The organism is Methanomassiliicoccus sp. (genome assembly GCA_012719175.1).
In the GTDB taxonomy this organism is placed as follows: Archaea; Thermoplasmatota; Thermoplasmata; order Methanomassiliicoccales; family Methanomassiliicoccaceae; genus UBA6.
Genome location: JAAYAX010000014.1, coordinates 196511 through 207767, shown reverse-complemented (window position 1 = coordinate 207767; position 11257 = coordinate 196511). Strand labels below are relative to the sequence as shown.

The window sequence follows — 11257 nt, the reverse complement described above, 5'->3', positions numbered from 1 at the left end:
TGGTGTTCTTCACGTCCTCGACATTACCCGCTCTATCCTCTGCATAATATTCCAGTACGTGGGTTCCGTTGTCGAAGAGGCCGATGTTGCTCCCGTATGTCGTCCACCCCCCTCCATTTATCCGATAATGGATCTCCCCGATCCCTGAGGTCACATCCTCCGAGGTCAGGTTGATAGAGGCCGCCCCGATGTATCCGTTCCCTCCCTCGTTGCCATAAATGGCTATGGCGGTCACCGGGGACACGGTATCGACGATGGTGCTGGCGTCGGCCGCATCTCTCCTCACCTCGGTGACGTTATTGACGTCCGTACCTTGAGTGAAGAACTCATACCTCCCATCGCCCGGCGGATCGAATGAGATGGGACTGGATTCGAACTTGCCGTCCGGCCTCCCAATGGTGGTGTACAGCTGCCAATCGCCCGTTCCGTTGACACGGTAGTAAAATTTCACGTAATCCATGGGGACCCAGGGGCCGTTGTCAGTGAAGCTCACAGGGAAGGGGCTGGCGGTCTGGTAATCATCGAGGGGCAGCACCGACGTCGTCAAGGGCAGGGACCCGACTGGAACGGTGCCGATGCAGCTGATATCGTCCAGGAACACCCCCTCTCTTGTGCCCAGAGAATTGCTGGAGATCGTTCTGACACCGTACTCGGCGAAGGCGTCGTAGACGTCTCCGTTAGTGGGGGGTACGGTCCCGGACACGAACTCGAAGCCTATCCACGACGCGTTGTTGGGGATCTCCACTGTTGCTTGCATCCAGGTCTCGGCCATGGCCTGCTCCTGGCTGATCGTCCAGGCCACGTGCTTCATGATGCTGCTGTTCTTGCCAGTGTAGTAGACCACGTTCAGAAAGTCGTATCCGACGACAGTTCCGGTACCCGGCTGGGTGGCATCGGAGATGCCGGTATCTGAGTAGAACCAGAAGGTCAAGGTGATGTTGGCGTAAGCACTGAGGCCGCTCACGTACTTACGCATCACGGCATCCATGTTCGTATCGTACCTCTGAACGTACTCCGACTGAGGCACCTCGCTGGACATGTTCAAGAGGTTGAAGTCGTACGGCTGATTGTCGGTAGCGTTATAGTAGTTGGAGTTGTAACCGGATTTCGCGCAGTAAGCGGCGAAACCGCCACTGTGGAACGTATGTTTGGACCTACACCACGTGTCCACGCTATCGTTCGGGTTCTCGTCCGTCTTGGTCCAATTATCGAACCACTCCTGGAACACGATCTCATCCGCGTTCTCGGTGAAGAACACTTGACTGGAGGGGACCTCTGCCGTGGCAGCAGTAGGAATAATGGTCAGGATCATCAGAGAGCATAACAGAAGCGCCAAGGCGGCGTGGAGCTTTCCTCGGAACACGGTGCAGTCATTAACAATTGTATTTATTATAGTTCCCTGGGTACATTGAAATATCCCGTAAATGAAGGAGATGACCTCCCCCACCGTCTGGTGGATCCACCATATACTGGGGTCAGCCCGGAGCGTGATCCTTTCCATAATATCTATACACGAAAATAGTATGATCTGACCGGTCAAGAGGAAGGGGCATCTCAACTTGGCGAGGTTGAAATTCGCACAGCTGAAATTTTTCATGAGGTTGCCCTTATGACAGTCATCATAGGATTGCAGAACCTTGTAACAAATGGCGTCGAAATCGAAGCACCGGTATCGACACACATGGTGGATGGTCGGTGCACAGAAGAAGATCTCAATTCAATTCACAAGGGTTATATAGGCGGGTCTCAAAATCGAAACACATGGCTACATCGAGAACGCCGATCATCGTTGCTGTTGTGGCCGTCATCGTCGTTATTGTTGCGGTCGTCGCGGTAATGGCCAACATGTTCGGGACCAACGCTCCAGCTCCGCCCACGACCAGTAACGAGGTAATAATCCGGTACATCGGCTATTCCCCTGGATTCGCCCCAAGCTCCCTGACTGTCCATGTTGGAGAGAATGTTACGTGGGTGAACCAAGCTGGTGCCGATCATGACATCGTATCGGACAATGCCTCATACCCGTTCACCAGTGGCATCCTGCCGAACGGTCAACGCTATATCCATCAGTTCGATCAGATCGGAGAGTTCCCTTACCACTGCTCCATCCATCCCGTTATGACGGGGACGATCACGGTGATCGCCTAGCGGTTTCAGGGCAAACGATGAACGCCCAGACACCATACCAGCATTTGTCATGGTTCTGAGCGACAAACTGCTGGCATGCGACGATTTACGGCACCCTCAGCTCCTCGACCCACAGCTCCTCGAAGAAGTATCGGCGGGTGCCCAGTCGACGGTGGGTGAACCTTGAGAGCAGGACATCCAGTCCTTCGAGCTCCATCTCCGATGACAGCAGAAGAAGGATACGGCCCTCCGGGAGAAGATGCTCCCCAACCCTCTCCAGGAAGGGTGCAAGCACATCTAGCCCGGTCGCTCCTCCGGCCCATGCCTTTTCCAGCATGCCCTCGTCCTCTGCTGCCAGATATGGTGGGTTGAACACCAGGAGATCGAACCCGTCCTTCACGTTCAGGAACAGGTCGCTCTCCACCACCTTCCCCTGCAGGCGGTTCCGCTGGAGGTTATGCCTCGTACATTCCACGGCCCAGGGGTTGATGTCCGCCGCCGTAAGGTCACCCCCGGCAGCAGCGATGTGACAAGAGATCAGTCCGGTCCCGCAACCCATCTCCAGGACCTTCTCCCCTGGAATGAGGGTCAAGCATTCCAGCAGCAGGAAGGTATCCTCCTTGGGAGGGTACACCAACTCGCATTCCTGGATATCGATCTCCTTTCGGTATTCCATGGCCATGCCCCTGTCACAGCGTGAACGGTGCCTCCCTATAATACTCCGACCATGATTATACTGGTTCCAGAAGAACAGCGAAACGGTCTTAACGCGTGATGTGATTGCGTGTTAGGATGGAACCCACCTCCCTCGTGATCGTTGGCATTATCGTGATCGCCCTGGCGGTGGCATCTCTAAAGAGGTTCGACCTCTCCCATGTTATCGTCCTCAGTAACCTGGGCATATTCTTCATCATCCTGTTCTCCAACAAGTTCCTGATATTCAACGATCTGGCGATGCAGCCTCAGGACATCGGGAACGGGACAGCCGTATATACCGTATTCACCAGCATGTTCGTGCACTACGATTTCGCTCATGTCATCGGCAACATGCTCTTCCTGTTCTTCTTGGGCAATCCACTGGAGACCAGGATCGGAAAGGGAAGGTTCGCCCTCGTCTACTTCGTATCCGGGATAGTGGGCTCAATGATGGCGGCGCTTTACTTCATAATCATCGAGCCCGCCCCAGCGATCTTCATGATGGGGGCCTCAGGGGCCATCTCGGGCGTCGTAGGCACCTTCCTGGTCCTATATCCCCGCGACGAGATACCGATGTTCGTCGGACCCATATTCCTGCCCCGTGTGCCCATCTGGGTATCGGCCTTGAGCTGGGTAATCCTGGGCATATTCCTGGTATTGCTCCTGCCCAGCAACGTGTCCTGGCAGGCCCATCTTGGGGGCTTCATAGCGGGGATGCTCATCGGCCTGGTCCTGGGCCGCAGGGTCGAGGTGGAGATAAGGAAGGAGAGCGCTCCCAGGGACTACTCTAAGCTTGAGGCCTTGGCCACCACCCCTCAACTGAAGAACGCCCTGGAGAATATCAGGGACGAGGCCCATAAGGACGTCCGCGAAGTGTGGCTGGAGTATTTTGCAGAACATTCACAGTGCCCTAAATGCGGAGGCAAGATGAAGTACCGTAAGGACCACCTCATCTGCCAGTGCGGGGAGGTGATAGAGATATGGTGACCTCTGTCCGCGTGATCTTCGAGGGTTGGCTGCGCCGGGAGAACGGTGTGCTGAAGGAGGCCCACTCCACATCGACCCTGGTCCTGACCGAGGGCCACCACATCCTGGTGGACACGTCCTCGAGACAGCAACGGGCGCCCCTCCTTCAAGGCCTAGCGGAAGCTGGCCTGAGGCCAGAGGACATCGACATCTTGGTCAATACCCACTTGCATGCGGACCACATTGGGAACAACGATCTTTTCGCTTCGGCAGTGAAGATAGCAAGGTCCGAGGAGTGCCCTGACGCCTCCTTCATTAGCATCACCGAAGATGCGGAGATACTACCTGGAATAAGCCTGATGCACACACCTGGCCACAGCCGCGGGTCCATGAGCGTGGTGGTCGAGACCGCCGACCGCCGATATGTCATCGCCGGAGACGCCGTCCCTACCAGGGATAATCTTGAGAAGTGGATGCCTCCCATGATACATTACGACAGGAACGTTGCTGTGGACAGCATGAGGCGGATAAGGGACATCGCCGATGTCATAATCCCCGGGCACGGGGACGCCTTCGAGATCGATCTCCCTCCGGGCAGGGAGCGATAATTTTATTCCTATGAACGGTACATGGTTCCGTTCGGATAATGATGACAGTACCAAACGCGCTCTACCTGGACTGCCCCTCGTGCGGCGAGCATGCCGTACATGAGGTCCTTAAGGGAAGGCTTAGCAAGAAGCAGGACAGCATGGAGGCGACCGTGAAGTGCCAGGATTGCGGTCACACCTACTCCACGGTGGTGAGGGAACCTGAGGTGCTCAAGGTACCCATTATCGTCTCCGAGCGGGGTAACTCCAAGAAAGAAGAGATCGAGCTGGAGGCGGGAGAACTTCTCAGCCTCGGCGATGAGCTGTACCTGGGAGAGACACACCTCCTGGTCACTGGTCTGGAATGCGACGGCCGGAGGGTGGAGAAGTGCGATACCAAGGACGTCTCCACCATATGGGCCAAGAAGTTCGACAAAGTGGTCGTGAAGATCTCTGTCAATAAGCACACCAGGACGATAGCCACGCAGATCGATGCTATGCCCGATGAGGAGTTCTTCGTCGGAGACATGATGACCGTGGGGAAGGAGAAAGTAGTGATCCATAACATCCGCTCCACGGAGGGGACCGTCAGGCGGGGAAGCGTTCCCGCCCGGGACATCGTGAGGATATACGCCAAGGCGGTGCGTACCACCAGCTATTGAGGGGATATGTACGAGAAAGAGCGTCTGGAGATGGTGGAGAAGCTGGAACGGACGGGGTTCGTCACCAGCCGCCAGGTCCTGGACGTAATGAGGAAGGTACCTCGGCATGAGTTCATACCTCGTCAGCTATGGCCGTGGGCCTATGTGGACAACGCTCTCCCCATCGGCAACGGCCAGACGATCTCGGCTCCGCACATGGTAGGCTACATGCTGGAGGTTCTGGACCTGCATCCCGGCCAGAAGGTCCTGGAGATCGGGACCGGCTCTGGATATCACGCCGGTCTGGTGGCGGAGCTCGTGTCCCCCGGGGGCCAGGTCATATCCCTGGAAAGGATACCCGATCTGGGCGACCAGGCCCGGAAGACCCTGGAACGGCTGGGGTACGGCGAACAGGTCAGGGTCATCATCGCCGACGGCACCGAGGGACTACCGCTGGAGGCACCCTTCGACCGCATACTGGTGACAGCGGGTGGTCCTGGTGTCCCCCCGCCGCTGAAGGACCAGCTGAAAGAGGGCGGCATTCTGGTGATACCGGTCGGCGGCAGGACATATCAGCAACTGACAGTTGTGAAAAGGGAGGGGGGCAAGTTCGAAGAGAGAGCTCTGGGGCTGGTGACCTTCGTCCCTCTCATCGGCCAGCATGGTCACGAGACCAGCTAGCGCCCTAAGATCAAGGGCAGCACGTCCGACAGGTCGTTCGAACGTAGAACAACGTCGGCGTTCCTCTGCACCTCGTCGTCGATGGGATTGAAGGCTATGGAAAGACCGGAGGCACCGAACATGGACACGTCCACGAAGCTGTTGCCGATTGCCACGGTGCGCTGCTCGGACACACCGAAGCTCTCCTGGAAGCGCTGCAGGGCCTTTCTCTTGTTGGTCAGCTCCACGTTCAGCACTCCCTCCCCCGTCAGACGACCTCTGTCATCACAGGCCAGACTGTTAGCGATATGATCGTCGAAGCCGTTCTCCTTGGCTATTCGCCTTGCGGCCATGTCCAGGCCCCCGCTGACGATCACACAACGCATTCCATGATGATGGAGAGTGCTCACCGTGTCCTTGATCCCCGGGATAATGGGGACGGGCCTCAGGATCTCATCGATGTCATGGACGCTGACGTCCTCCTTCAGAGCCATCCACAGCTGGATGTCCCGACGCATGAACTCCATGTCGTCGATGCGTCCCTCGATGTAGTCTATCAGGGACGCCTCGTTGTTGACCTTGAAGTGCTCATGCACCCACGTCCAGGAGCTGGTGTAATCGACCAGGACACCATCCATGTCGAAGGCCACAAGCCCATAGTCGCAATCCATGTTGGGAACACCATACAAAGGTTATTAATGACCTTTGGTGTTGAATTTGACGATGATAATCCTCCTTGGTGTGGGGCATGTCTTCGATATAGCTGACCAGGTCAAGGGGCTGATCGAGAAGGAGCATCCCGATGCGGTCTGTGTGGAGCTGGACCGGGCCCGCTATCATGCCCTCCAGAACCCGGGAGGGAAGCCCAGCGGGCGACTGACATACCGCCTCCTAGCCAAGATGCAGAAGCGCCTTGCCCACCAGTACGGTGGTGAGGTCGGGGCGGAGATGCTGGCAGCCACCGATGCTGCACGATCCATAGGCGCCGCTGTGCTCCTCATCGATGTTGATGCCAACGAAACCTTCAACAGGTTGAACCAGGAGATGCCCTTCATGGAGAAGCTGAAGCTGGGCTTCTCCGCGCTGTCCTCATTGTTCATAAGCCGCAAGAGGATGGAAGAGGAGGTCGACAACTTCGAGGAGAACGGGGACGTCTACCTGCAGGAGATGCAGGAGCAGTTCCCCACGCTCAAGAAGGTACTTCTCGACGACCGCAACGCACTGATGGCCAAGCGCATCGATGCTGCCGCCTCCCGGTACCCGGTCGTTCTGGCGGTCATCGGCGACGGTCATGTGGAGGGCATAGCGGACCTACTGGACCGGGACGACATCAAGGTCTACCGCCTGAAGGACATACGCAGCGACGGCCAGCCCTCGTCCCCGCGGCAGGTGCAGAACAACGCCGAGGTCCGCTTCCACTTCGAGCGATCGCTCCAATAGTATGGTTTTTACGTCGAAGGGGCATACTGGTCAGCGTGCGCGTTACCCTCCTTTCCTATACTCAGGACGCAGAGAGGCTTTGCGCTTCGGCCGCCCATTCCTGCTATTCAAGCAAGGGCGCCAGCGATCTCATGGAGGAGTGGGACGAGAGGAAGGGGGCAAGATGGCTGGGCATACCTCTGGCCTCCGGGCACCACTCCGTGATCGAGCATGCCTGCTACACCTTCTCCATAGAGGGAGTGTCACGCTCTTTGACCCATCAGCTGGTTCGCCACCGCCTCGCATCATATAGCCAGATGTCACAACGTTATGTGGACATGAAGAACGCGGATTACGTGGTCCCGCGGTCCATATCCTCCGATCCCGTGCTCGAGGAACGCTACCGCGCGCTCATGGAGCACATCTGGGAAGAGTACAGGGAGCTTTCCCGAAAGGTGCCGGTGGAGGACGCTCGATATGTCCTTCCCAACGCCTGCACCACCAACATCACCGTCACCATGAACGCCCGGGAGCTGTGGCACTTCTTCGAGCTGCGCACCTGCCGGAGAGCTCAAGAAGAGATACGCGAGGTCGCCGACCAGATGCTCTTCCTGGTGAGGGAGGTGTCACCCCTTATATTCAGGAACGCCGGACCGCCCTGCATCTCCAGGGGCAAATGCTCCGAGGGGAAGATGTCTTGCGGGAAGCCTCGCAAGGAACTTCGGGCTCTGTGATGGCCTAAACACACCTGCAGGCTCTTCAGTGTCGAGAATCCTGGAGAGTTGTACACCTAGCTCATTTTTCGATGTTCAGCAGGTCCTCGACCCTCTCGTTCATAAAGCTGTACGAATCGCGGACCCCCTGGTTGTAGAACGTTGGGGCCAACTCATCAATTATGAAGTCCAGGAGAAGGCCGGCAGCGAGGTCTCCTATCTCCTCCTCTCTGACGTTCAGGAAGTAGGACTTGATCTTCGAGACCAGGCGTTCCCTCTCCTCCTTTTCGATAGTTATCTTATGTACCTTGCGCATCGGGCATCAGGACCAATATCCTCATCTCGGTCCTTAATCCTAAGGGCCTTTTACTAGGTCAATTGGAAATGGAGAACCTTGTCCCCTGACCCTCGACCACTGGCCACTTCAAATATCACTAGCTTTGAAGGCCTTGGGAATGCATATCACACTGAAAAGGGTTAAATAGGGACTCCGCCTAACCGCCTTGCTGCCTAAGGTGACATTCATGGGAAACATTCGCCCCAATTACATCAAAAGGATCGCTCTCGAGCTTGTACAGAAGTATCCCACGGTATTCAACGCAGACTTCGAGAACAACAAGGTTCTGGTATCCAAGCTGACCAATGTCGAAAGCATAATGATGAGAAACCGCATCGCTGGGTACGTCACGACGTACTGGCAACATATGGAAAAGTAGTCCGTACGATACCTTTTTCTATTAACAAGATTGTGGGCCGGGCAATATGGCCCCTGCCGTTGAGGTGACGGATCTTTCCCGGATTTTTGTCGGTAAGAGCCCCGTAGTGGCCCTGGACAACGTCACCATGAAGGTCGAAGAGGGGGAGCTGTTCGGCCTCCTGGGACCCAATGGAGCGGGGAAGACCACGCTCATCAAGATATTGTGCACGCTACTGTTGCCCTCCAAGGGGTCGGCCAAGGTCCTGGGGTACGACGTTGCCAAGGAGACCTCGAAGATAAGGCCCCTGATCAACATGGTGTCGGGGGGTGAGATCTCCGGTTACGGACTTTTGACGGTACGAGAGAACCTGTGGATGTTCTCCCAGTTCTACGGGATCCCTGGGAAGGTGGCGAACGAGCGTATCGACGCCCTCATGCACGCCTTCGGGCTGGAGGACAAGGCCGATGTCAAGGTGAGGACCATCTCCACCGGGCAGAGACAGCGCATGAACATCATCCGGGGCTTCGTCACCGACCCCCGGCTCATTTTCCTGGACGAGCCGACGCTGGGTCTTGATGTTCAAACCAGCCGGGCCATAAGGGACTATATCCGCACGTGGGTGCGCTCACAGAAGGACAGGACCCTTCTCCTCACCACTCACTACATGAGGGAAGCAGAAGAGCTGTGCGACCGCGTGGCCATCATCGATCAAGGCACCATCCTCGCCTGCGACTCCCCCGAAGGGCTGAAGAGGAGGATGAACAGGGACTCGACCTTCGTTCTCGATACCACCCATTTCGACAGCTCGGTCATCTCCACCATCGGCGGCGTCAAGGGAGTGAGCGCGGAGCTCATGAAGGAGGGCTTAAGGATCAAGCTGGTCGTCGAGGACGAGTCCGCCATATCCGACATCATATCCTCTGTGAGTGCCGGCGGAGGAAAGGTGCTAGGCCTCAACAAGAGCGAGCCCACCCTGGAGGACGTGTTCATAAAGCTGGTGGGGAGGGGGTTGGAGTAGTCGCCTGGTTGCTGAACGTTCGAGCCGCCCTCGGTCGCGCCTATCCTCGAGCGATCGGGGCCATCAGGGAACCTTCATGGACCTTCTTCGACGTTCTACTCCCGCTCCTGGGCATTGCCGCATATATCTTCTACTATCGGGCCCTGGGCGCTGATCCCGCGTTCGAAGGCTTCGTCGTCCTCGGCGGAGCCATGACGGCCTTCTGGCTCAACGTCCTATGGGGGATGGCGGCCCAATTGTACTGGGAGAAGGAGACAGGCAACCTGCAGCTGTTCCTGGTGACTCCTATGTCGCGCATGGCCCTGCTCGCGGGAATGGCCTTGGGAGGCATGTTCGCCGCAGGCATACGTGCTCTGTCCACCCTCTTGATAGGGATCCTGCTCTTCAACGTCAACATGGTGGTGGTCGACCCCCTGCTGCTGGTGGCGGTGTTCCTGGTGACCCTCATCGCCATCTATGGTATGGGCATGATGTTCGCCTCCCTCTTCATGCTGTATGGTAGGGATGCATGGAACATCTCCAACCTCCTGCAGGAGCCGATCTACCTCGTCTCCGGCTTCTACTTCCCGGTCAAGGCTCTGGGGCCCTGGGTAAGCCTGATCGCGGCAGTGATACCCATAACCTTGGGGTTGGACGCCATGCGCCAGTTGCTCTTCGGACCTGTTGCCAACGGCCTTATGCCGGTCGTTTGGGAGCTGGCCATACTTGCCGTCCTGGCAGTGGCGTTCCTGATATTGGCCCGGTGGTCGCTGGAGTACATGGAGGGGCTGGGCCGGAAGGAAGGGAGGTTGACCTTGCGATGGCAATGACCTCCCACCTTCGCACCCTGCGCCAGGCGGCGTGGCTGGGCTGGCAGATGGAATCGAACTGGACAAGGCCGTGGCTGTTCATCATATATTCCATCGCCCGGCCCATCGCGGCCACCCTCATATTGGTGGTGATGTTCCTGGTGGTAAAGCAGGGCGTCGCCAACGACCCCCTGATGTTCACCTACACCTACTTGGGGGCGGTGTTCTTCATGTTCGTGGCCCAGGTGCTCTTGGGCGCCACCTACGTTATTATGGAGGATAGGGAGCACTATCAGACGCTGAGGCAGATATACATCGCCCCCATCTCCCTACATGTGTACATCATCGGGCGGTCCCTCAGCAAGGTGGTCCTCACCAGCATGTCCGCGATCATATCGATGGCCTTTGGGCTGCTGGTACTGAAGCTCCCCGTCGACCTGCTGCGGGTGGACTGGCCGCTGTTCGCCCTCTCTATGGTGATAGGTCTGGGATGCATACTGTCGATAGGCATCGCCCTGGCGGGGATAACCTTCCTAACTGCTAAGCACAGCACCGGGATCAATGAGGGGATAGGCGGCGTCTTCTACCTTTTCTGCGGCACGCTGTTCCCTTTGACCGTGCTGCCATCATGGGGTCAAACTATCGGGATGGCCATCCCCATCACCTACTGGCTGGAGCTGGTGAGGAGGTCCCTGTACCCCGGGGGAGGCATAGAGTCCATAAGCGGCCTGGGGGAGTTCTCTAATCTAGTGATCCTTCTGCTTCTGGCCATCTCCGCCTTGGCGTTCCTCGGGCTCTCTCTCCTCATCTTCTGGTTCGCTGACCGCATGGCGAGGAAGGCAGGGAAGGTGGACATGACGACATCTTACTGATTAGCCAATATACTTCCTTGTCTCGCTGGATTACCCCACACGCAGGAGGCTAGATCGATACAGATACGAAAA

General features: G+C 57.1%; 15 protein-coding genes. 11 read left to right on the top strand and 4 right to left on the bottom strand.

All coding sequences use genetic code 11. From position 1 onward, the window contains the following. Positions 1 to 1312 (bottom strand): hypothetical protein (locus GXX95_11455; protein NLT38748.1); only part of this gene is annotated, 1312 nt, incomplete at its 3' end. A gap of 449 nt (positions 1313 to 1761) precedes the next feature. Here GXX95_11455 and GXX95_11450 point away from each other — a divergent pair. After that, the gene (locus GXX95_11450; protein ID NLT38747.1) at positions 1762 to 2148 is read left to right on the top strand and encodes a plastocyanin; all 387 of its coding nucleotides are present in this window, start codon (positions 1762 to 1764) and stop codon (positions 2146 to 2148) included. An 85-nt stretch (positions 2149 to 2233) separates the two neighbouring features. Here the strand turns inward: GXX95_11450 and GXX95_11445 are convergent, their stop codons facing one another. Then, on the bottom strand, positions 2234 to 2803 hold the full coding sequence (locus GXX95_11445) for a methyltransferase (GenBank protein NLT38746.1): 570 nt from the start codon (positions 2801 to 2803) through the stop codon (positions 2234 to 2236). A gap of 116 nt (positions 2804 to 2919) precedes the next feature. Here GXX95_11445 and GXX95_11440 point away from each other — a divergent pair, with 116 nt between their 5' ends. From GXX95_11440 to GXX95_11425, 4 genes are read left to right on the top strand one after another with little or no spacing between them, the layout of a single operon-like run. After that, positions 2920 to 3810 (top strand): rhomboid family intramembrane serine protease, encoded by an 891-nt coding sequence (locus tag GXX95_11440; protein NLT38745.1) that lies wholly within the window; start codon positions 2920 to 2922, stop codon positions 3808 to 3810. Continuing rightward, complete coding sequence (locus GXX95_11435; GenBank protein NLT38744.1) at positions 3807 to 4397, top strand: MBL fold metallo-hydrolase; 591 nt, start codon at positions 3807 to 3809, stop codon at positions 4395 to 4397. Before GXX95_11440 ends, GXX95_11435 begins: the two co-directional genes overlap by 4 nt. Before the next feature lie 38 nt (positions 4398 to 4435). Further along, on the top strand, positions 4436 to 5038 hold the full coding sequence (locus tag GXX95_11430) for a hypothetical protein (GenBank protein NLT38743.1): 603 nt from the start codon (positions 4436 to 4438) through the stop codon (positions 5036 to 5038). 6 nt (positions 5039 to 5044) lie between these two features. After that, complete coding sequence (locus tag GXX95_11425) at positions 5045 to 5698, top strand: protein-L-isoaspartate(D-aspartate) O-methyltransferase (protein NLT38742.1); 654 nt, start codon at positions 5045 to 5047, stop codon at positions 5696 to 5698. On the opposite strand, the gene GXX95_11420 is transcribed toward GXX95_11425, so the two are convergent. Next, a complete protein-coding gene (locus tag GXX95_11420) occupies positions 5695 to 6348 on the bottom strand; it encodes an HAD-IB family phosphatase (GenBank protein NLT38741.1) in 654 nt (217 codons plus the stop codon). The genes GXX95_11425 and GXX95_11420 overlap by 4 nt on opposite strands. A gap of 46 nt (positions 6349 to 6394) precedes the next feature. On the opposite strand from GXX95_11420, the gene GXX95_11415 reads away from it, so the two are divergent. Then, complete coding sequence (locus tag GXX95_11415; GenBank protein ID NLT38740.1) at positions 6395 to 7117, top strand: hypothetical protein; 723 nt, start codon at positions 6395 to 6397, stop codon at positions 7115 to 7117. A 35-nt stretch (positions 7118 to 7152) separates the two neighbouring features. Continuing rightward, positions 7153 to 7830, top strand: a complete 678-nt coding sequence (locus GXX95_11410; GenBank protein NLT38739.1) for an FAD-dependent thymidylate synthase — start codon at positions 7153 to 7155, stop codon at positions 7828 to 7830. Positions 7831 to 7891: 61 nt separating this feature from the next. On the opposite strand, the gene GXX95_11405 is transcribed toward GXX95_11410, so the two are convergent. After that, positions 7892 to 8125: a DUF2164 domain-containing protein gene (locus GXX95_11405; protein NLT38738.1), complete on the bottom strand. Its 234-nt coding sequence runs from the start codon at positions 8123 to 8125 to the stop codon at positions 7892 to 7894. 208 nt (positions 8126 to 8333) lie between these two features. On the opposite strand from GXX95_11405, the gene GXX95_11400 reads away from it, so the two are divergent. Genes GXX95_11400 through GXX95_11385 form a run of 4 tightly spaced genes read left to right on the top strand, consistent with a single transcriptional unit; the run spans position 8334 to position 11185 of the window. After that, positions 8334 to 8525 (top strand): 30S ribosomal protein S17e, encoded by a 192-nt coding sequence (locus tag GXX95_11400; protein ID NLT38737.1) that lies wholly within the window; start codon positions 8334 to 8336, stop codon positions 8523 to 8525. A 46-nt stretch (positions 8526 to 8571) separates the two neighbouring features. Next, positions 8572 to 9525 carry an ABC transporter ATP-binding protein gene (locus tag GXX95_11395; GenBank protein NLT38736.1) on the top strand — a complete coding sequence of 318 codons (954 nt, stop codon included), beginning with the start codon at positions 8572 to 8574 and terminating at the stop codon, positions 9523 to 9525. An 8-nt stretch (positions 9526 to 9533) separates the two neighbouring features. Further along, on the top strand, positions 9534 to 10334 hold the full coding sequence (locus GXX95_11390; protein NLT38735.1) for an ABC transporter permease: 801 nt from the start codon (positions 9534 to 9536) through the stop codon (positions 10332 to 10334). Continuing rightward, a complete protein-coding gene (locus tag GXX95_11385; protein NLT38734.1) occupies positions 10325 to 11185 on the top strand; it encodes an ABC transporter permease in 861 nt (286 codons plus the stop codon). Before GXX95_11390 ends, GXX95_11385 begins: the two co-directional genes overlap by 10 nt. Positions 11186 to 11257 lie beyond the last annotated feature (72 nt).